This window comes from Pseudomonas sp. BW16M2 (assembly GCF_014268865.1).
GTDB lineage: Bacteria > Pseudomonadota > Gammaproteobacteria > Pseudomonadales > Pseudomonadaceae > Aquipseudomonas > Aquipseudomonas peradeniyensis.
In genome coordinates, this window is sequence record NZ_JABWRI010000014.1 from 93,718 (window position 1) to 114,804 (window position 21,087).

Consider the following 21,087-nt stretch of genomic DNA (forward strand, 5'->3'; position numbering starts at 1 on the left):
GGCTGGCCCCGCGATGCCGCTCAACGCCTCACGGAGCCCTGCAATCATGCCCCATCCCCAATTGCACACCGGCCTCGGCCTGCGCCGTGGCCTGCTGCCCGACCTGCTGACGATGGAGGCGGGCGCGGTGGACTTTCTCGAGTGCGCCCCGGAAAACTGGATCGGCGTCGGCGGCGCCTTCGGCCAGGGCCTGGCGCGCCTGGCGGAGCGATTTCCCATCGCCTGCCATGGCCTGTCGTTGTCACTGGGCGGTACCGCGCCGCTGGACCAGGGGTTCCTAGAGCGCACCCGCCAGTTCCTCGACCGCCACCAGGTGCGGATGTACAGCGAGCACCTGAGCTACTGCAGCGACGACGGCCACCTCTACGACCTGATGCCGATCCCGTTCACCGAAGAAGCCGTCCACCATGTGTCCGCACGCATCCGCCAGGCCCAGGATGTGTTAGGCCGGCGCATCGCCGTGGAGAACATCAGTTACTACGCTGCGCCGTACCAGGCGATGCCCGAACTGGACTTCGTCCGAGCCGTGCTCGACGAGGCCGACTGCGACCTGCTGCTGGACGTGAACAATGTCTTCGTCAATGCCTGCAACCACCGCTACGACGCCCGAACCTTCCTCGCCGGCATCCCCCGTGAGCGGGTGGTGGGCATGCATGTGGCCGGTCATTACGACGAGGCGCCGGACCTGAAGGTCGACACCCACGGCGCGCCGGTCAAGGAGGATGTCTGGGTGCTGTTCGCCGACGCCTGCCGGCGCTTCGGGGCACAGCCCACCGTGCTCGAGCGCGACTTCAACTACCCGCCGCTGGCCGAGCTGCTGGCCGAGACGGCGCGGATCCGCAGCCTGCAACGTGCCCATGGAGCGCCAGGCCATGACTGAGACCCTGCGCACCCAGCAGTTCACCCTGGCGCGCCACCTGCGCGACCCGACCGCCAACCCGCCGCCGCCCGGCATCGAGGCACGGCGTCTGAAGGTCTATCGCGAGCTGTTCTACGGCGCCATCGAAGGGCTGCTGGCCGGTAGCTTCCCGGTGCTGCGTCGGACCTTGGGCGATCAGCGCTGGCATGCGCGGGTGCGCGATTTCTACGCCCATTACCGCAGCCAGACACCGCTGTTCACCGAAGTCGCCGAGGCATTCATCGACTACCTGCAGGGTGTCGAGCCCGATACGCCCTGGCAGCTGGAACTGGCGCACTATGAATGGATCGAGGCGCAGCTGTACCTGAGCGATGCCGAGGATCCGCCGCACGATCCTGAGGGTGACCTGCTCGAAGGCGAGCCATTGTTGTCGTGCGTGGCACGGGTGCTGGCCTACCGTTGGCCAGTGGAGCGCATCGGCCCGGACCACCAGCCGAACGAGGCAGCGGACCAACCCACCTTGTTGCTGGTGTACCGCGACGCCGGCCTGCAGGTGCGTTTCGCCCGCTTGGCGCCGCTGGCCTGGCAGCTGCTGATGGGGCTGCCCGGCACTGGCCGCGAGCGCTTGCGCGCGCTGGGCGATCAGCATCTGCAGGAGGGGCTGCTCTTGCTGCGACAATTGCGCGAGCAGGGCATCATTGTCGGGACCGTGCAGCGCGCGGTGCCGTAAAAACAGAAGGGGCGCCATCTGGCGCCCCTTCGTCGTGCAGCTTAGGCTTCAGCGTCCCACGGACGATCGCCTTTTTCATCCTTGACGCGGGTCGGCAGGCCCATCACGTCCAGCGCCTTGAGGAACGGCTCGGCCGGCAGCTCCTCGACGTTGACCATGCGCCCTGCGTCCCACTCGCCACGGGCAACCAGCAGCGCCGCGGCCACCGGCGGCACGCCGGCGGTGTAGGAGATGCCCTGGCTGTCGGTCTCGGCGTAGGCTTCCTCGTGGTCGGCCACGTTGTAGATGAACACCTCGCGCGGCTGACCGTCCTTGGTGCCCTTGACCAGGTCACCGATGCAGGTCTTGCCGGTGTAGCCCGGGGCCAGCGAAGCCGGATCCGGCAGCACGGCCTTGACCACTTTCAGCGGTACCACTTCCAGGCCTTCGGCGGTCTTCACCGGCTGCTCGGAAAGCAGGCCGAGGTTCTTCAGCACGGTGAACACGTTGATGTAGTGCTCGCCGAAGCTCATCCAGAAACGCACGTTCGGTACGTTCAGGTTCTTCGAGATCGAGTGCACTTCGTCGTGGCCGGTCAGGTACAGGTTCTGCGAACCCACCACCGGCAGGTCGTCGGTGCGCTTGACCTCGAACATGGTGTTGCTGGTCCACTGGCTGTTCTGCCAGCTCCAGACTTGCCCGGTGAACTCGCGGAAGTTGATTTCCGGGTCGAAGTTGGTGGCGAAGTACTTGCCGTGGGAACCGGCATTGACGTCGAGGATGTCGATTGAATCAATGCGGTCGAAATACTGCTGCTGCGCGAGTTTCGCGTAGCTGTTCACCACACCCGGGTCGAAGCCGACACCGAGAATGGCGGTAATGTTCTTCTGCTGGCACTCTTCGAGATGCTTCCACTCGTAGTTGCCATACCAGGGCGGGGTTTCGCAGATCTTGCCCGGTTCTTCGTGAATCGCGGTGTCAAGATAAGCGACACCGGTATCGATGCAGGCACGCAGCACCGACATGTTGAGGAAGGCGGAACCAACGTTGATCACGATCTGCGATTCGGTCTCGCGGATCAGTGCCTTGGTTGCCTCGACATCGAGGGCGTTGAGCGAGAAGGCCTGGATGTCGGCGGGTACCTTGAGGCTACCCTTGGCCTTGACGCTGTCGATGATGGCCTGGCATTTGGAGATGTTCCGTGACGCAATCGCAATACGACCCAGTTCGTCGTTATGCTGTGCGCACTTGTGGGCCACCACCTTGGCGACACCTCCTGCACCAATGATAAGAACGTTCTTCTTCAATTCAGCTTTTCTCCTTCATGAAAGCCTGTCTTACGACAGGCTCGAAACGTAGTCTTCGAACCCGAACTCGCGCACCACCTCGACGCTGCCGTCGAGTTGCTTGACCGCGATGGACGGCATTTTCAGACCGTTGAACCAGTTTTTCTTGACCATGGTGTAACCGGCGGTGTCAACGAACGACAGGCGGTCACCGATCTGCAGCGGTTTGTCGAACTGATACTCGCCGAAGATATCGCCGGCCAGGCACGACTTGCCGCAGACCATGTAGGTATGCGCGCCGTCGTTGGGCGCCATCTTGGCGTTGAGGCGGTAGATCAGCAGGTCGAGCAGGTGTGCCTCGATCGAGCTGTCGACCACGGCCAGGTGCTTGCCGTTGTACAGGGTGTCGAGCACGGTCACTTCCAGCGAGGCGCTGTTGGTGATGGCCGCTTCGCCCGGCTCCAGGTAGACCTGCACGCCGTACTGTTGCGAGAAGGCTTTCAGGCGCGCGCAGAACGCGTCCACCGCGTAGTCTTCGCCGGTGAAATGGATGCCGCCACCGAGGCTGACCCACTCGACCTTGTGCAGCAGGTGGCCGAAGCGCTCCTCGATGTGCGTGAGCATCTTGTCGAACAGGCCGAAGTCGCCGTTCTCGCAGTTGTTGTGGAACATGAAACCGGAGATCTTCTCGATCACCTTCTCGATCTTCTCAGGGTCCCACTCACCGAGGCGGCTGAACGGGCGTGCCGGGTCGGCCAGCAGGTAGTCGGAGCTGCTCACCTGCGGGTTGACGCGCAGGCCGCGCACCTTGCCCTCGGACTGCTCGGCGAAGCGCTCGAGCTGGCCGATGGAGTTGAAGATGATCTTGTCGCAGTTCTCGAGCATCTCTTCGACTTCATCGTCGGCCCAGGCCACGCTGTAGGCGTGGGTTTCGCCGGCGAACTTCTGGCGGCCGAGCTTGAGCTCGTACAGCGAGGACGAGGTGGTGCCGTCCATGTACTGCTGCATCAGGTCGAATACCGACCAGGTGGCGAAGCATTTGAGGGCGAGCAGGGCCTTGGCCCCGGACTGCTGGCGCACGTAGGCAATCTTTTCCATGTTGCCCAGCAGTTTCTGTTTATCGATGAGGTAGTACGGCGTCTTGATCATTTAAAGGCCCCCGGCCAGGCCGGCCAAAAAAAGGACACGCATTGTGCCTTCACTTGCCGCGCTACGAAAGGGCGCGAGGCGCATTTCGTCCGAGTTGCGCGCGCACTTCGTTGGCGAAGCGCCATCAGGCCCGTGGCTGTGCCGTCCCTGGTGCCGGACCGGTCCGTGCCGCGATGGCCGACCGACAGCCTTTTCCTGCTGGGGCATCGGCAAGTCGAACAAACAAATGTGACTATCGTAATCGGCTGTTCCCGGGCGCAGGGAGAATCCGATGAGCGCGGGAAGAGAGCGATCACTCAATGCTTGGCGGACAGGGTGATCGTTATGTTTCTAGCGATATAGCGTTCAGGCGATCCTGCCCAGTGGCCACGGTTCCGGGCGCAGGCTGCGCAGCAGCAGGTCGGCCTGGGCCTGGGTGGATGCGTGGGTCGGCTTGATCTGGCCCGAACTGCCGGGGGCCATGCCGAAGCGGAAGGTCGCCAGCGACGTGGACCAGAGGAACAGCAGCAGATGTTCCGGCGCGGTCCGCACGATCAGCCCCCGGTCCATCCACTGCGCCAGGCAGGCCAGGGTCTGCCGGGCACTCTGCTGCAGCAGTTCGGCGCGCTCGCTTGGCAGTTGCCGGGCGCCATGCAGCATTTCCTTGAGCCAGACCCGCACGGCACCGGGATGACGCCGCGCCACCTCGGCCTTGGCCTTGAAGTAGCGGGGCAGGGCCTGCTCGGGGTGGGCGTCCGGCACCAGGCTGCGCGCGGCGCGCAGCAGGGGCTCCATCACCAGGTCGAGCACGGCCGCGTAGAGCAGGCGCTTGTTGCGAAAGTAATAGAACACATTGGCCCGGGGCAGGCCGGCGCGGGCGGCGATGTCATCGACCCGGGCGGCGGCGAAGCCGTGATGGGCGAACTCTTCGCTGGCGGCGGCGAGGATCAGTTGCAGGTTGCGGTCACGGATACTGGGCATGGCAAACACGTACTTCTGAATCGATATGTTCAAAAGTATATATCGATAACGTGTTCGCCGACAGCTGCGCAGATTCAGCCTGGATCAGCAGGCCGCTCGCCAGGCGCGGATCTGTTCCAGCGTGGCGGTGGCGCCGCCGCAGACGATCACCAGCACATTGCCGTAGGCCGCGATGGCCTCGGGGCGCTCGAGCAGGGCCAGCGCGGCGCCGCAGGCCGGCTCCACCAGCAGGCGATGGTCGCGCAGCAGTCGCTCGCAGGCATCGAGGGCTTCGCGGTCACTGACCAGGTGGCTGAGTACCGGGTGCTGGCGGGTGCAGGCCAACGCCTGCTCGGCGACCCGCTTGGCGCCCAGCGAAGTGGCCACTGAAGCGATGCGCGGCAGTTCCACGGTATGTCCGGCGGCCATGGCGGCATGCAGCGACGCCGCGCCATCGGTCTCCACCGCCAGTACCGGCACGTCGTGCCAGCCGTTGCGCTGCAAGCCCTCGACCACCCCGCGGAGCAGGCCGCCGCCGCCCACCGAAAGCACCACCGCGTCGGGCTTGAAACCTGCTGCGGCGACTTCGTCGATCATGCTGGCGTGGCCGGTCCACAGCAGCGGATCGTCGAACGGGTGGATGAAGGCGTCGTCCGCGCCGACCAGGGTCTGGGCGTGTTCATTGGCTTCCTGCCAGGAACTGCCGCGCACGACCACGCTGGCGTCTTCCAGGCGCAGCAGTTCCCTGGCCCGTTCGGTGGTGGTCTCGGGCACCACCACGGTCACCGGCACGCCGAGCTTGCGGCCGGCATAAGCCACCGCCAGGCCGGCATTGCCACCGGACGACGAGACGAAATGCCGGGCACCCCGGGCATGGTGGACCTCGCAGGCATGGCCGACGCCGCGCAGCTTGAACGAGCCGCACGGTTGCAGGGCTTCGAGCTTGAGCCACACCGGGCGGCCGGCGCTCAGGGACAGCGGGCGGGATTCGATCAGCGGGGTAGGAATGTGCAGCGGCATGAGGGGCTCCGGGGTTCAGTCGCGGGCAGCCGTGGCGGGCTCGCCGCGCAGCTGCTCCAGGTAGTTGTAGACGGTATAGCGGGTCACGCCGAGGGCTTCGGCGGCTTTCTCCACGCCACCCTTGACGATGAACAGGCCGCGCTCCTGCATGATGCGCACGGCCTCGACCTTGGCCTGCTTGTTCATCCGCCCCTGGCCGCTGCGTTGCAGCGCGTCCTGGATGATCCCGGCCATCAGCGCGGGCATGTCGGCCGCCTCGTCGACCACCGCCGGTGTGGCGCCCAGTGGCTGGAAGTGCTGGAGAAAGGCCATGGCCGCGTCCAGGCCGGTGACGTCGGTGTTCACGCACAGGCTGGCGAAGGGTTGGCCATCGCGATCACGGAAGATCGCCGTGGCGCTGCGCAGGCTGCGACCCTTGAGGGTGGTGGGGTAGTCGGGCAGCACCACTGGCGCAGAGCCCTGTTGGTCGGCCGAGGCCTGCATCAGCGCCTTGAAGCCCTGGTCCTGCTCGGGTGCGGCGAGAATCGGGCTGCCGACGCGGCGGCCGGAGAGATGGCCGTTGACGATCGCCACCACCGAGCGCTCCGGGTGCTCGAGGTTATGCAGAAGGATTTCGACGTTGCGTGGGACGACACTGCCCAGGGCCTGCAGGGTGGCCTGGAGGACTGTCAGGGTGAGTTGGCGTTCTTGGGAAGGCGTCATGGTGGCATCGCATTATCAACAGTTAGTTGATTTTTGCATGCCTTGTTGAAAAATTCCACTGAGGTAGAAAGCATCGCGGGGCAAGCCCGCTCCCACGCAATTGTGCGTTTGGGAGCGGAGATTGCCCCGCGATGTCTAGCGATCAGGCCAGCTTGGGCGTGCGCGGCGGGATCATGCGGCGCGAGCCGGTCGACTCGAAGGCGGCAGCGAATTTCAACAGATTGTTGTCACTGTACGCCTTGCCGGCGAAGGTCAGCCCCACCGGCATGCCGATATCGGCCATCACGCCCATCGGCACGGTCACGGTCGGCACACCCAGGTGACGGATCGCCAGGTTGCCGTTGGCCACCCAGATACCGTTGCTCCAGGCGATGTCCGCCGATGCGGGGTTCACGTCGGCGTCCGCCGGGCCGACGTCGGCCACGGTGGGGAACAGCACCGCGTCCAGGCCCTGGGCGTCCATCCAGTCTTCCAGGTCGAGCTTGCGGGTGGCTTCCAGGCCGCGCAAGCCATCGGGCACGGTGGCGATCTGGTCCCAGGTCTTCAGGCCGCGCTTGGCCATGTTGACGTATTCGTCCATGCCGGCGGCCAGGTCGTCCTCACGGTTGGGCAGGGTGCCTGGGTCGTGGGGGAAGATCTGCGGGCCGTCGACATCGGCCAGGCGGTTGAGCTTGGGATCGTCGTTGGCGCGCAGGAAGTCGTCGAAGGCCCAGCCGGACAGCTCCCACAGTTCGTCATGGAGGAATTCCTTGCTGACGATGCCGCGGGTGAACACGGTCGGCGCGCCCGGGCGGTCGCCCTCGCAGTTGGAGACCAGCGGGAAGTCGGTCTCGACCACTTCGGCGCCGGCCGCTTCCAGGGCCTGGCGGGCCTGCTGCCACAGTTCGATCACACTGGCGCGGGTGTTGATGCGCTGGCCGGTCGGGCCGCCGATGCCGGGTTTTTCCGAGGTACCGGCTTCGGTGTCGGCGTTGATGTACATGCGTGGCACGGCGAAGCGCTTGCCCTTGAGCGACTCGGCGCCCACGGCGAGGTCCAGGTACGACTGCGGACGCACGCTCGAGGCGGCCGGGATCGGCACCCACGGCTGCAGGCGCCACAGGTCGCCGCGGCTGTCGGCGTCGTCGGCCACCACCACGTCGAGGATCTCCAGCAGGTCGGCCATGGTCCGGGCGTAGGGCACGACCACGTCCATGGTCGGCGTCAGCGGCCAGTTGCCGCGCACCGAGATCACCCCGCGCGACGGGGTGTAGGCGCACAGTCCGTTGTTCGAGGCCGGGCCACGGCCACTGGACCAGGTTTCCTCGGCCAGGCCGAAGGCGCTGTAGCTGGCGGCGGTGGCCGTGCCGGCGCCGTTGGACGAGCCGGAGGCGAAGGGCGCGGTCAGGTAGGCGGCGTTGTACGGGCTTTCGGCGCGGCCGTAGACGCCGCGCTGCATACCGCCGTTGGCCATGGGCGGCATGTTGGTCTTGCCCAGGCAGATGGCGCCGCCGGCGCGCAGGCGCTCGACGGTGAAGGCGTCACGCTGGGCGACCAGGTCCTTGAACGCCGGGCTGCCGGAGGCGGCGGTCAGGCCCTTGACCAGGTAGCTGTCCTTGGCGGTGTAGGGAATGCCGTCCAGCGGGCCGAGGGTCTCGCCACGGGCGCGGCGGGCGTCGGAGGCTTCGGCCTCCTTGAGCGCTTCAGGGTTGCGGACGACCACGGCATTGAGTGCGGTGGCGGTGTCCTTGCCATCGTAGGCGTCGATGCGCGCCAGGTAGGCCTTGACCAGCTCGACGGCGGTCGTGCGGCCGGACTCGAGCGCGTCGCGCAGCTCGGCAATGGAAACCTCGGTTACCTCGATCATGCTGTCACCACAGTTGTGCAGGTGGAAAAATCATGGCGCGAGTGTAGCAAGAAGGTCCTGATGGGCGCAGGCATGCAGCGGGGAAATGCTTCGTTGCAGCGCGGCATTCAGGCGCTTGCGGGGCAGGGCAGAATAACGGGGAAGCGGCGAACCGCCGCTCCCCCGTTATCGATGGGCTTTGGTGATTACAGCAACTTGCGCTGTACCGCCTCGTCCAGGGTGCTGCGGGCCAGTTCGCGGACCACGTCGCGGGTATCGGCCTGGAATGGCAGGCCGACGATCAGCACCAGTTGCATCCAGGTACGCACCGACTCGCTCTTGCTGACACGGCCGATTTCCTTGCCGTCCTTGTCCTTGAACACGGTCTCCAGGGTGAAGGTGTTCTTGGCGGTCGACGGCACGATGAAGAAGGTGAAGCCAGTGATGAACGCCGAGGCCACGACGAACTGCTCATGGTTGGTCAGGGTCGATTCGGCGTACAGGTCGGCCGTGCCTTTCTGCGTGGTCACCTGGGTGAAGCGTCCGGACTCCTGGTAAGTCTCGGTGAGGGTCTTTTCCCACATCTGCGCCTGCGCGCCGGCGGCGGCGGTAGCCGGGTTGTTGTTGGCCTTGAAGAGCGACGTGTTGCGCAGGTAGGCATTGGGCTTGACCGCCTCGATGCTGGCCTTGGGCGGCCAGGTGTCGACCGGGGCGAGGTCGCCGGTGGAGTAGGAGACGCAGCCGCCAAGCAGCAGTGCGCCGAGCAGCAGCAGGTGTTTGAAGCCGTTCATGGGGCGATCCCTGCTTTCAACGTTTGGCCAGTTGCACGGTGGCGGTATCCATCAGCTCGGTCACCAGCTGGTTGAGCTGTTTCGAACCCATGGTCGGTGCCCAGTATTCGCGGCCATACAGGCCGACATTGCGCTCGAGCTTGACCTGGTCCTTGGCCCTGGCCAGCTCGGTACCGTTGCGGTCGACGATGACCAGGTCGCCGGCGACATCGAAACTGTCGACATAGATCGGGCCATTGACCCAGATCCACAGCGTCAGCGTCAGCAAGGCGCCGGGGAAGTAGCCCGGATGCGGGGCGCGACGACCCTTGAGGGAGGTCATGTCGAATTTCAGCAACACGTCCTGCTCGTCAAGGCGGGTGGGGTACTCGCTGATTGCCTTGAAGTAGCCGCCTTTTTCCACATACTGGCCGAGCTGGCTGGTCAGCGAGCGGCTGATGGTGGTGCGCGTGGCTTCGTCGATGCCGGGGGCGGACACCACCACATCGGCAATCTGCGCGGTGCGTGGGCTGGTGATGGTGGCAGGGTGTGGCGGGGTGCCGACGGGGCCGGTGACGTTATAGGAAATGCAACCGGTCATGGACAGCAGAGCCGCCAGGGTGGCGGCTCGCAGCAGTGTGTTCAACGTGGGACTCCCTTGCGCAGGTTTGAAATCTGAGCAGGATGACGGCCGCGTTGCAGGGAACTTTAGGATGCAGTGATATTAAATTGATATTGCCCTGGGAGCAGGGCCGGCAATCGACCCCGTTCGATATCAGGCAAGGTCCGCCGCCGAATGGCGTTCCGCCACCTGGCTGGCTTCGTCGCCCCAGGTCCGATTGACCCGGGTGCCGCGTTGTACGGCCGGGCGCTGGGCGATGGCTTCGGCCCAGCGCTGCACGTTCGGGTATTCGTGTACCGCGAGGAACTCCGCCGCGCCGTACAGGTTGCCGCGCACCAGCTGGCCATACCAGGGCCACACGGCGATGTCGGCGATGCTGTACTCGGGGCCGCCCAGGTAGGCGCTTTCGGCCAGGCGGCGGTCGAGTACGTCGAGCTGGCGCTTGGCTTCCATGGTGAAGCGGTTGATGGCGTACTCGAACTTTTCCGGCGCGTAGACGTAGAAATGGCCGAAACCACCGCCCAGGTAAGGCGCCGAGCCCATCTGCCAGAACAGCCAGTTGAGGGTTTCGGTGCGCGTGGCGAGGTCCTTGGGCAGGAAGGCGTCGAACTTTTCCGCCAGGTACAGCAGGATTGCGCCGGACTCGAACACCCGTACCGGCGGTTCGATGCCGTGGTCGAGCAGGGCGGGAATCTTCGAGTTGGGGTTGACCTGCACGAAGCCGCTGCCGAACTGGTCGCCCTCGCCGATGCGGATCAGCCAGGCGTCGTATTCGGCGCCGCCGTGGCCGAGGGCCAGCAGTTCTTCCAGGAGGATGGTGACCTTGACGCCATTGGGCGTGGCCAGGGAATACAGCTGCAGCGGGTGCTTGCCGGTGGGCAGCGGCTTGTCGTGGGAGGGGCCGGCCACCGGGCGGTTGATGCTGGCGAACTGGCCGCCGGAGGGCGCCTCGAAGGTCCAGACCTTGGGCGGAACGTAGGGCTTGCTCATGGGGAGTCTCCAAGTAGGCGCTATGCAGGTGGACTGCTTTCTATGCCATGGTTTCGCCAATTGTCACAAGCGCGACATGCTCTTTGTAGGAGCGACACAAGGCCGCTCCTACAGGGACCGTGCAGGGGCTGCTGCCTGGGGCTCGGGCTTTTTCGCAGGCTTGAGCCGCGACACCCCGAACAGCACCAGCACCAACCCGGCCACCTGGTACAGTGAAACAGCCTCGCTGAGGATCAGCCACGACGCCAGCATGGTCAGCACCGGCCCCAGGTTGCCCACCGCCGCCGTGTGCGTGGGGCCCATGCGCTGGATCGCCAGGGCCACCCAGTAGATCGGCAGCACGGTGGAGAACAACGCCATCAGCGTCGCGTTGAGCCACACCGTGCTCGGCAACTGCAGCAACGGCGCGACATCCGCCACCAGCAGGTAGTGGGCCAGCACCATCAGCGACGAGGCGCTGCCGCACAGGCCGGCCAGGCGCATCGAGTTCATGCGCTTGAGCATCATCCCGGTGCCGGAATAGTACAGGGCGTAGGTCACCGCGCTGGCGAACACCCACAGCGAGCCGACCAGCACCTGGTTGCCGGCGCCCGTGCTGCCGATGTCATGCACGAAGGCAATGCCCAACCCGAGGTAGCACAGGCCCATGGCCGCCAGCGTACGCAGGGTGGGGCGTTCGCGTTGAACAACGGCCTGGATCACCAGCACCAGGGTCGGGTAAGTGAACAGGATCAGGCGCTCGAGACCGGCGCTGATGAACTGCAGCCCATAGAAGTCGAACAGGCTGGCCAGGTAGTAGCCAAACAGGCCGAGCAGGGCCACCCGCAGGCCATCGCCGGCGCTCAGCGGCGCGCCGCCCTGGCCGCGGCTGGCCCACACCAGCCAGGCGAACAGCGGCAGCGACAAGGCCATGCGCAGCGCCAGCAGGCTGATGGCGTCCACGGGGCCGGCGGCATAGGCGAGCTTGACGAAGATGGCCTTGAAGCTGAAACCCAGGGCCGCGAGCACGGCATACAGGCTGCCGTTGGCGAGGGCGCGGTGGAGCGGGGCGGGCAGGCGGGTCATGACAGGTCCGTGACGGCAAGGGGGCGTGGCTTATTCTGCGCAGAACGCAGGCAGGCTAGAATCGCTTTTTCTCGAACATGGCGTTCTGATTTGGAGAAGCCCTGATGCACTTTGACCTGGCGGACCTGCGCCTGCTCGCGGCCATTGCCGCGACCGGCAGCCTGAGCAAGGCGGCGGCGACCTTTCCGGTAGCGGTGTCGGCCGCCAGCACCCGGCTGCGCCTGTTCGAGGCGCGCTGTGGCTTGACCCTGTTCCTGCGCAAGGCCGACGGCATGCAGCTGACCCCCGCCGGGCGCCTGGTGCTGGAGTCGGCACGCGGCGTGCTGGGCGAGGCGCAGAAACTGCACGACACCCTCGGCGAGTTGGCCGGCCAGCGACGCATCACCCTGCACCTGGCGGCCTCCACGGTGACCAACAGCACCTTGCTGCCGGCGGTGCTCGGGCCGTTCCTGGCCGATTACCCGGAAGTGGACCTGCAACTGGTCGAGCACAAGAGCATCGATGTGCTGCGGGTGGTGCTGGCCGGGGAGTGCGAGATCGGCGTGTACGACGGCAACCTGGTCAACGATGGCCTGGTGTCGCTGCCGTTTCGCACCGAGCGCCTGGTGCTGCTGGTGCCGCTCGATCACCCGTTGGCCGGGCGTGGCCAGCTGCGCCTGGCGGATGCCCTGGGGTTTCCCTTCGTCTGCCTGCCGGCCGAGCGCGCCATGCAGCGTTTCGTCGAGGAGCTGGCGATGAACCTGGCCATGCCGCTGAAGGTGCGGGTGCGCGCGCCCAGCTTCGAAGCCATCGCCCAGCTGGTGGCCCAGCACGCCGGCATCGCCATGTTGCCCGAGACCGCCGCGGTGCGCGCCGAGCAGGAACTGGCGGTGCGCCGGGTGGCACTGGAGGAGCGTTGGGCGACCCTGGAACTGCGCATCTGCTTCCGTGGCTGGGAGGCGCTGAGCTCCCATGGGCGGCAGCTGGTGAACTTCCTTTCCGGGCAATAGCGCGGGCGGATGGGTTGTTCGTCAGGATGCCATCATTTGGATATCAAATGTGCCTGTGCAAACGCCGTCGAGCGCATACAATCAGCGCTCTGAACGGTAATACACAGGCCACCCCCACCCATGGCGTTCGACGCTTCCACCCTGCTGACCCTCTCCATTGCCCTGGCCGCGGTCGCCGCCTTGTACCTGGCCGTGGAATGGATCAGCGTGCGCGAGTCCTCCTTGTTGTGCTGGAGCGCCAGCTTCGCCACCATCAGCGTCGGCTCCTCGCTTGCCCTGCTGCGCGGCAGCGGTTATCTGTTCGTCGGCATCTGGTTTGCCAACGGCATGCTGGTCGCCGCTCACTGGCTGTTTTTGCTGGGGGTGTCGCGCTTCACCGAGACGCGGCTGTCACGGGCCTGCTACCTGGCACCGCTGCTCTGGTCGGGCCTGTTGCTGCTGCCGCAATGGCCGCTGTGGTCGAAGACTTTCCTGGTGCTCAACTCGCTGCTGGTCGCCAGCTTCACCCTGTACGCCAGCGCGTTGCTGCGCCCGCACGGTAAGTCCCTGAGCGTGGGGGCGGTGCAGTTGCGCTACATCCTGCTGCTGCACGGCCTGTTCTACCTGGCCAAGACCTTGCCGGCGCTGCTGCCGGGGACGCTGATCGACCTCACGGCGTTCCGTGGGCAGATCATCCAGGCGTCGCTGGTGGAGGGTGCCATGGCAATCATGCTGATCGCCCTGTCGATGACCGGCACCGTGCGCTACCGCCGCGAGGAACGCATCGAGCGCCTGGCCGCGCGCGATCCGCTGACCGCGCTGTACAACCGTCGCGCCCTGGAGGTGCGGGCGGCGAACCTGCTGAAGGAGGTCTCGCCGCAACGTCCGGGCGCCTTGCTGCTGATCGATATCGACCATTTCAAGCTGGTCAACGACCTGCACGGACACGCCGCCGGCGACCGCCTGCTGGTGGCCTTGAGCGAGATGATCCGGGCATTGCTGCCGGAGCGGGCGATCGCCGCGCGCCTGGGCGGTGACGAGTTCGTCATCCTGCTGGGTGATGCTTCGCGCCAGGCCATTGAACAGCTGGCCGATACCTTGCGCCGGCAGTTCCAGGCCACGGCCGAGCAATCGTTCCGCACCCCCGAGGCGGTGACCCTGAGCATTGGCGCCAATCTGTTCGACCGCCCACCGGCCAGCCTGGCGGCCCTGATCGAGCAGGGGGACGTGCTGCTGTACGCCTCCAAGCGCGGCGGGCGCAACAGCCTGCAGTTGGTGGACGGGCTGCGCGGCTGAGCTACTTGTTGTTGATGCATTGCGACTGCACCGAGTAGCGCACGGTGCGCAGGGTGCCCTGGCTGTCCTCGAAGGTCATCAGCCGGGGTACCACCTCGCAGGTGCGCGGGTCGCCCGACTGGCGCACGAGGCGGGCGACGTCGAGCTTCATGCCATAGCGGTAGTCGACGATCTCCGGCATCGGCTTGGCGCGTTGCGCCGCGTAGGCCGCCACGGCCTGCTGGTGGTCTTCGAGCAGCTGCTCGCTGTCTTGCCTGGAAAAGCCCGTGGCCTGGGCCGAAAGGGAAAGCGCCAGCAGGGCGGCGATCAGGGTCGGTCGTAGCATGGTGCGTGTCTCCGAAAGGTTCGTTTCGCAGTCCACGCTAGCGATGGGCAGCCGACAGCGGCATGACGCCCGGGTTACAGATATGAAAGGTGGCCGGGGATGCCGATTCCACGGCCGCGAATGACACGATTGTAATCCTCCCATCACCTTCCCGTTATCCGCCAGCGGCGAGCATCAGGCTCGGCCAACGGGGCTGGGTGCGCACGCATCTGGCCAGACCAGGGACGCTCCAGCGCCAAGGCCCGACAACAAGAACAGCCGCAATCGAAGGAGCATCGGATGACAAGCAATCCAACACTTTCCCTGGCCGCCCTGGTGGCGCTGGCCGGCTTCGGCCCGGCGGCCTGGGCCGCGCAAGAGCAGCAGGAGGGCTTCATCGAGGGCAGCCGCCTGAGCGTGCTCAACCGCAATTACTACTTCAATCGAGACCATCGCGACGGTCGCGCGCCCACCTACAACCCCGGCAAGGCCAGCGACAACGGCTACTCCGAAGCCTGGGCCCACGCCATCATCACCCGCTTCGAATCCGGCTTCACCCAGGGCACGGTGGGTGTCGGCGTGGATGCCTTCGCCATGCTCGGGCTCAAGCTCGATACTGGTGGCGGACGCAACGGCGGGCGCAGTTCGTTCGACGTGCTGCCGGTGGACCGTGATGGCCAGGCCCGCGACGAATACAGCAAGGTCGGGGGCGCGGCCAAGGTGCGCCTGTTCGACACCGTGCTGCGGGTGGGCGATGTGTTCCCGGTCAACCCGGTGGTCGCTGCCGGCGACTCGCGGCTGCTGCCGGAAAGCTTTCGCGGGGTGACCCTGGAGAACACCAGCCTGCAAGGCTTGACGCTGCAGGCCGGGCGCCTGCACGCCATGAGCCAGCCGGTGTCCAGCGACCTGCGCGAGAACTTCGTGACCTTCTACGGCGGCCCGGTGGACTCGCCATGGATCGCCTACGGCGGCGGCGACTACGCGATCAACGAAAACGTCAGCGTGAGCCTGTTTGGCAGCCGCCTGAAGGACGTGTGGAACCAGTACTACGCCGGCACCAGCGTGACCTGGCCGTTGTCGGACGAACTGGCGCTGATCGGCGGGTTCAATTTCTACAATGCCAAGGATGAAGGGCGTCAGCGCCTGGGGCAGTTCGACAACGACATCTGGAGCGCCAAGCTCGGCGTGCGCTACGGCGCCCACACCCTCGCGCTGACCCACCAGCGCAACAACGGCGACGACGATTTCGACTACCTGCGCCAGTCCGACTCGATCTTCCTCGACAACTCCATCCAGTACAGCGACTTCAACTCGCCGAAGGAGCGCTCATGGATGCTGCGCTACGACCTGAACATGGCCGCCTACGGTGTGCCGGGGCTGTCGTTCATGACCCGCTACGGCCGTGGCAGCGACGCCGACTACAGCCATGCCAACGCCTACTACATGCGCCGCGACGACAACGGCGACCCGCTCACCGACCAGAAGCGCTGGGAGCGCGACATCGAGGTCAAGTACGTGGTGCAGACCGGCGCGGCCAAGGACCTTTCGCTGCGCGTGCGCCAAGCCACCACCCGGGCCACGGCCTTCGAATCGGACCTGGACGAGGTGCGGGTGATCGTCGAGTACCCACTGTCGATCCTCTGAGTATTTCCCGAATTCACCTTGAGAAGCCCACGTGCTCCTTTGGTTACAGGTGAATGTCTTGGCGCCTCTGATGAGGCGCCTTTTTTTGCCCCCGATTACGCCCCCACCTGCAGGAGCGGGCTTGTCCCGCGATCACGGGCAACGCCCGTGCCAAGCAGTAGCGATTCCTCGGTTGCCCTCGCCATGGGCCCTATCCAATCGAAGGCCTCACCCCGCGACAAGTTGTCTGCTTGACTTGCAGAGGCATCCTACGATCGTTAACTTGACTTCGTAGTCAGTTTTTGTGATCGTGCGCGCCCTCCCAGTTTCTCAAGCACCAGAAAAAGCATGGGCAGCCCAAGAGCTACCCAGAGGATCAACCATGTCCAACCGTGATATTTCCCGGCGCTCGTTCCTGCAAGGCGGGCTGATCGCCGGTGTCGGCGTGACCCTGGCGCCGCTCGGCAGCCAGGCCTTCGCCGCCCTGATGGAAAACAAGGTCACCACCTCGCCGCAGAAGTGGATGAACCACGACGGCAAGGCGCGCTTCCGTAACGACGCGCTGTCCAAGGTCTGTGGCAACAAAGTGTTCGCCCGCGACATCCGCGCCAAGGACATGCCCGGCTGGCCGCAGCAGCAGGGCCACGCCATGCTGCTCAAGGCCACCAAGGCCGACCGCCTCTACGCAGGCTACGACCTGTCCCTGCTGGGCGCCGAGCTGCAGCCGGACCGCATCGTCACCGCCGACGACCTGAAGAAGGACGGCATCGCCTGGCCCGAAGCCCATTCGCCGGACCCGCTGCTGCCCCCGGGCCAGGTGCCGATGTTCATCGGCCACCCGGTGGCGATCCTGATCTGGAACGACTTCGAGCGTTTCCGCAAGGCCAAGCTCAAGCTGCAATTCAACGACCAGGCGATCCGCTACGGCGCCCAGGCCCCGCTGTACCAGCGCGACCCCTACGGCAGCTTCCGTTTCGTGCGCGTGGGCGGCAAGACGCCGTTCGACGAGGACGAATACTCGAGCCTGAAGAACACCATGCTGTTCCCCACCATCCTGGCGCGCAAGCCGGTATGGACCGCCGAGCCCAAGCAGCACGGCACCCTCACCGAGCAGGGCATGTTCTACGCCCAGCGCATCGACGAGCAGCTCAAGCAGCCGCCGGAAGACTGGCTGCTGTTCGACGAGCGCTACAAGACCCCGTCGATCGAGCCCGCGGCCCTCGAGCCGGACAACGGCAACGGCTGGTTCGACCCGGCCACCGGCACCCTGCATTTCGTCGTGGCCACCCAGTGCCCGTTCGAAGTGGCGCAGGAATGCGTGCACATGATCAAGCCGTCGCGCTTCGGCCTGAAGCACCTGAACATGCACCCGGGCTACACCGTCGGCTACGGTTCCAAGGACAACAACATCTTCGTGTTCTACGCCGCCGTCGCCGCGCTGTACGGCGCAGGCGTGCCGATCCGCCTGGCCAACGACCGCTACGAGCAGTTCCAGAGCGGCATCAAGCGCCACCCGTTCGACATCCGCTACCAGCTGGCCGTCGACAAGAAGGACATGAGCTTCAAGATCTTCCGCGCCGACATGAGCGTCGACGGCGGCGGGCGCATCAACTACAGCCCGTCGGTGGCCGCCGTGGGCGCCACCGCGGCGCAGTCGATCTACTACATGCCGCAGAACGACCTGTCGGTGACCGCTTACCATTCCCGTGGCGTCGAGGCCGGCTCCATGCGCGGCTACGGCACCCTGCAGAGCATGGCCGCCACCGAGATGATGGTCGACGAGATCGCCGACCGCCTGGGCGTTGACGCCATCGAGCTGCGACGCAAGAACGCGCTCAAGTCAGGCATGAAGAACACCCAGGGCGCAGTGCCCGCCGGTGCCTTGCGTCTGCACGAGATCCTCGACAAGGCCGCCGCGCACGACTGGTGGAAGAACCGCCACGCGCGCAAGCAGGCCGAGGACGCCAAGGACCACGACAACTGGTACGGCGTGGGCTTTGCCATCACCCAGAAAGACTTCGGCACCGGCTCCGAGGCGCCGATGGCGGCGGTCGAGTTCAGCGCTGACGGTCGCATCAGCCTGCGCCATATCGGCACCGAGCTGGGCACTGGCATGTCCACCTCCCAGGCCCTGGTGGTCAGCGACTTCCTCGGCCGTGTCGCCGACGAGGTGATGACCGCCCAGACCGAATGGCCGGAGCTGGCGCTGACCACCAGCGGCAACCCCTACCTGATCAGCCAGGCCGAGCAGGACGCCGCGCTGCGCAACCCGCGCTGGGTCGGCAAGCTGGCTTCGCCTTCGTCGGCGACCAACTCGGCGTTCTACTTCAGCCACGCCACCCGCGAAGCGGCCCGTGTGCTGTTCAACCACGGCCTGTGGCCGGCGGCCATGGCCCTGTGGAGCCAGGGCCCGTATGGCGGCCAGGCCAACCCGCTGGTGGTGCGCCGTGAGAACGCGGTGTGGGTCAACGGTGAGCTGACCGGCAACGGCCTGGCGCCGATCCCGTTCGCCACGCTGGCCAAGAAAGCCCACGAAATGGGCCTGGTCACCGGTGTCAGCGTGCACGGCTTCAACCGCTGGAGCTGGGCCGAGGCCGACTTCGTCATCGATGGCGTGCGCGAGCGCCTGCCGCTCGATGCCGTGGCGGTGAAATACGGTGACGGTGCGGTGAACGCGAAGAAGGCGCAGATGAACAGCGCCGGCTTCCACCTGCTCGACCGGCAGAACGCCGAATACCCGGCCACCCAGCTGAACAACGCCATGGTCACCTACTACAGCCCGGTGGCGACCATCGTCGAGGTCAAGGTCAACAAGGGCAGCGGCGAGGTGACGGTGCTCAACCACCACAGCTGGGTCGAGTGCGGCCGGGTGCTGGTGCCGGAGCTGGTCAAGGGCCAGCTCGAGGGCGGTATCGCCATGGGCATCGGCCACGCGCTGCTGGAGGAAATGCCGCTGTACGAGGGTGGCCCGGGTGAGGGCGACTGGAACTTCAACCGCTACCGCCTGCCGATGGCCAGGCATGTGGCGGTGTGGAAGCAGACCTCGGAGATCCTGCCGCCGCTGTCGCCGACCGACCCATCCAAGGGTATCGCCGAAGTGGTGATGATCCCGGTGGTCGGCGCCATCGGCAACGCCGTGGCCCATGCCATCGGCAAGCGCGTACGCGACCTGCCCATCACCCCCGCCCGAGTCAAGGAGGCCCTCAATGGCTGACCGCAAGCTGCAACTGACCCTCAACGGTCAACCTGTCGTCACCGAAGTGGTCCCCGATGACCTGGCGATGATCGACTTCCTGCACGAATACCAGAACCTCACAGGCTCCCGCCTGGGCTGCGGCCAGGGTATCTGCCACGCCTGCGTGGTGATCGTCGACAACCCCGACGGCACCAGCGAGGAAGTGCGCACCTGCATCACCGGCGCGCATTACTTCGAGGGCAAGAAAGTCCGCACCATCGAAGGCCACGCCAAGCTCGACGAAGCCGGCAACCCCGGCGAGCTGAACCCGATCCAGCAGAAGTTCGTCGACCGCTTCGCCTTCCAGTGCAGCTACTGCGCGCCGGGCTTCGTCAACGCCGCCACGGTGCTGGTGGAAAAGGCCCAGCGCAAGCCGCTGAAGCAGAGCGAGCTGGAGGGCGCCATCGAGGCCAGCCTCGGCCACCATGTGTGCCGCTGCACCGGCTACGTGCGTTACTACGAGGCGACCCGCGAAGTGCTGGGCGACCTCGGCCTGGTCAAGGAGGGTTGAGCATGACGCGCGTTCTGAGCAGCCTGGCCCTGGCCATTGGCGCACTGGTCACCTTCAACGCCCAGGCGGCGGACGAGGCCTTGATCAAGCGCGGCGAATACCTCGCCCGCGCCGCCGACTGCATGGCCTGCCACACCGCCGAAGGCGGCGCGCCGTATGCCGGCGGCCTGCCGATCCATTCGCCGTTCGGCACCATCTACGGTACCAACATCACCCCGGACAAGCAGTACGGTATCGGCAACTACAGCCGCGACGAGTTCTTCGCCGCCCTCACCGAGGGCAAGCGCAAGGACGGTGCCAACCTGTACCCGGCCATGCCGTACACCTCGTACCACCTGGTCAAGCGCGAGGATTCCGACGCGATCCATGCCTACCTGATGAGCGTGGCGCCGATCAACCGTCCGGCCCCGGAAACCAGCCTGAGCTTCCCGTTCAACGTGCGCACCGGCCTGATCGGCTGGAACCTGCTGTACGGCAAGAGCGTGCAGCTGGAGGAGGGCAAGGGCAACAGCGAGGCGTGGAAGCGCGGCCAGTACATGGTCGAGGTGCTTGGCCACTGCGGCGAGTGCCACACCCCGCGCAACCCGATTGGCGCGCTGCAGCAGGACAAGCGCCTGACCGGCGGCCTGCTGCTGGGCTACCTGGCGCCGAGCCTGCTGGCCCAGGACCTGGCCGACCGCGGTTGGAACCATGCGGACCTGGCGACCTTCCTCAAGCACGGTGTCAGCGCCCAGGGCAGCATGTTCAACGAGATGTACCCGGTGGTGCACCACAGCACCCAGCATCTGGAAGACAGCGACCTGTCGGCCATGGCCACCTACCTGCTCGGCGACCAGCCGCCGGCGGCCAAGGTGGTGCAGGCAGTCGCCCACGAGACCATGGGCGAGAGCGCCAAGCGCGGCCGCCAGCAGTACCTCAACGTCTGCGCCGGCTGCCACGGTGTCGAGGGCGAGGGCAAGCCGCACATCGCCGTGGCCATGCGCGGCAACACCGTGCTGCGTCAGGCCGACTCGCGCAATCTGGTCAAGGCCATCGTCGACGGCATCCGCGAGCAGCAATTCACTGGCTTCGAGCGCATGCAGCCGATGCCGGGCTTCGCCGACAAGCTCGACGACCGGCAGCTGACCGACATGGTCAACTACCTGCGCGAAGCCTGGGGCGGCCTGCCGGGCGACCTGACCACCCAGCAGCTGGCCCAGCTGAAGGCGGACTGA

Annotated in this window: 19 protein-coding genes; 8 read left to right on the plus strand and 11 right to left on the minus strand. The window is 66.0% G+C overall.

Annotation, left to right across the window (positions count from 1 at the left end):
* The first annotated feature begins 46 nt into the window (after positions 1–46).
* Both HU735_RS14750 and HU735_RS14755 read left to right on the plus strand, forming a co-directional pair.
* Complete coding sequence (locus tag HU735_RS14750) at positions 47–880, plus strand: DUF692 domain-containing protein (RefSeq protein WP_050705156.1); 834 nt, start codon at positions 47–49, stop codon at positions 878–880.
* Positions 873–1,589 (plus strand): putative DNA-binding domain-containing protein, encoded by a 717-nt coding sequence (locus tag HU735_RS14755; RefSeq protein WP_186714103.1) that lies wholly within the window; start codon positions 873–875, stop codon positions 1,587–1,589. The genes HU735_RS14750 and HU735_RS14755 overlap by 8 nt, the downstream gene beginning before the upstream one ends.
* 41 nt (positions 1,590–1,630) lie before the next feature.
* Here the strand turns inward: HU735_RS14755 and HU735_RS14760 are convergent, their stop codons facing one another.
* The 10 genes from HU735_RS14760 to HU735_RS14805 all read right to left on the minus strand — a co-directional run bounded on the left by HU735_RS14760 (position 1,631) and on the right by HU735_RS14805 (position 11,936).
* Positions 1,631–2,875 carry a saccharopine dehydrogenase family protein gene (locus HU735_RS14760; protein WP_028691662.1) on the minus strand — a complete coding sequence of 415 codons (1,245 nt, stop codon included), beginning with the start codon at positions 2,873–2,875 and terminating at the stop codon, positions 1,631–1,633.
* Between the two features lie 30 nt (positions 2,876–2,905).
* Entirely contained in the window at positions 2,906–4,003 is a 1,098-nt protein-coding gene (gene nspC / locus HU735_RS14765) for a carboxynorspermidine decarboxylase (RefSeq protein WP_186714104.1), read from the minus strand.
* Positions 4,004–4,348: 345 nt separating this feature from the next.
* Complete coding sequence (locus HU735_RS14770; RefSeq protein WP_186714105.1) at positions 4,349–4,963, minus strand: TetR family transcriptional regulator C-terminal domain-containing protein; 615 nt, start codon at positions 4,961–4,963, stop codon at positions 4,349–4,351.
* A gap of 84 nt (positions 4,964–5,047) precedes the next feature.
* The gene (locus HU735_RS14775) at positions 5,048–5,962 is read right to left on the minus strand and encodes a pyridoxal-phosphate dependent enzyme (protein ID WP_186714106.1); all 915 of its coding nucleotides are present in this window, start codon (positions 5,960–5,962) and stop codon (positions 5,048–5,050) included.
* A gap of 15 nt (positions 5,963–5,977) precedes the next feature.
* The gene (locus HU735_RS14780) at positions 5,978–6,664 is read right to left on the minus strand and encodes a PAS domain-containing protein (RefSeq protein WP_186714107.1); all 687 of its coding nucleotides are present in this window, start codon (positions 6,662–6,664) and stop codon (positions 5,978–5,980) included.
* Between the two features lie 142 nt (positions 6,665–6,806).
* Positions 6,807–8,510, minus strand: a complete 1,704-nt coding sequence (locus HU735_RS14785) for an amidase (RefSeq protein WP_186714108.1) — start codon at positions 8,508–8,510, stop codon at positions 6,807–6,809.
* A gap of 185 nt (positions 8,511–8,695) precedes the next feature.
* Positions 8,696–9,280 (minus strand): hypothetical protein, encoded by a 585-nt coding sequence (locus HU735_RS14790; protein ID WP_186714109.1) that lies wholly within the window; start codon positions 9,278–9,280, stop codon positions 8,696–8,698.
* 16 nt (positions 9,281–9,296) lie between these two features.
* A complete protein-coding gene (locus HU735_RS14795; RefSeq protein ID WP_050705157.1) occupies positions 9,297–9,860 on the minus strand; it encodes a hypothetical protein in 564 nt (187 codons plus the stop codon).
* Between the two features lie 174 nt (positions 9,861–10,034).
* Positions 10,035–10,871: a glutathione-dependent disulfide-bond oxidoreductase gene (gene yghU, locus HU735_RS14800; protein WP_186714110.1), complete on the minus strand. Its 837-nt coding sequence runs from the start codon at positions 10,869–10,871 to the stop codon at positions 10,035–10,037.
* Positions 10,872–10,979: 108 nt separating this feature from the next.
* Positions 10,980–11,936 (minus strand): DMT family transporter, encoded by a 957-nt coding sequence (locus tag HU735_RS14805; RefSeq protein WP_186714111.1) that lies wholly within the window; start codon positions 11,934–11,936, stop codon positions 10,980–10,982.
* A 104-nt stretch (positions 11,937–12,040) separates the two neighbouring features.
* Here HU735_RS14805 and HU735_RS14810 point away from each other — a divergent pair, with 104 nt between their 5' ends.
* Positions 12,041–12,925 (plus strand): LysR substrate-binding domain-containing protein, encoded by an 885-nt coding sequence (locus tag HU735_RS14810; protein ID WP_186714112.1) that lies wholly within the window; start codon positions 12,041–12,043, stop codon positions 12,923–12,925.
* Between the two features lie 120 nt (positions 12,926–13,045).
* Positions 13,046–14,200: a GGDEF domain-containing protein gene (locus HU735_RS14815; RefSeq protein WP_186714113.1), complete on the plus strand. Its 1,155-nt coding sequence runs from the start codon at positions 13,046–13,048 to the stop codon at positions 14,198–14,200.
* 1 nt (position 14,201) lies between these two features.
* Here the strand turns inward: HU735_RS14815 and HU735_RS14820 are convergent, their stop codons facing one another.
* The gene (locus HU735_RS14820) at positions 14,202–14,525 is read right to left on the minus strand and encodes a DUF2790 domain-containing protein (protein ID WP_110739211.1); all 324 of its coding nucleotides are present in this window, start codon (positions 14,523–14,525) and stop codon (positions 14,202–14,204) included.
* Between the two features lie 279 nt (positions 14,526–14,804).
* Between HU735_RS14820 and HU735_RS14825 the strand changes: the two genes are divergently transcribed.
* The 4 genes from HU735_RS14825 to HU735_RS14840 all read left to right on the plus strand — a co-directional run bounded on the left by HU735_RS14825 (position 14,805) and on the right by HU735_RS14840 (position 21,087).
* A complete protein-coding gene (locus tag HU735_RS14825) occupies positions 14,805–16,148 on the plus strand; it encodes an OprD family porin (protein WP_186714114.1) in 1,344 nt (447 codons plus the stop codon).
* A 361-nt stretch (positions 16,149–16,509) separates the two neighbouring features.
* Positions 16,510–19,341: a xanthine dehydrogenase family protein molybdopterin-binding subunit gene (locus tag HU735_RS14830; RefSeq protein WP_186714115.1), complete on the plus strand. Its 2,832-nt coding sequence runs from the start codon at positions 16,510–16,512 to the stop codon at positions 19,339–19,341.
* Positions 19,334–19,873 (plus strand): (2Fe-2S)-binding protein, encoded by a 540-nt coding sequence (locus HU735_RS14835; RefSeq protein ID WP_110738705.1) that lies wholly within the window; start codon positions 19,334–19,336, stop codon positions 19,871–19,873. The genes HU735_RS14830 and HU735_RS14835 overlap by 8 nt, the downstream gene beginning before the upstream one ends.
* Positions 19,874–19,875: 2 nt before the next feature.
* Positions 19,876–21,087: a cytochrome c gene (locus HU735_RS14840; protein WP_186714116.1), complete on the plus strand. Its 1,212-nt coding sequence runs from the start codon at positions 19,876–19,878 to the stop codon at positions 21,085–21,087.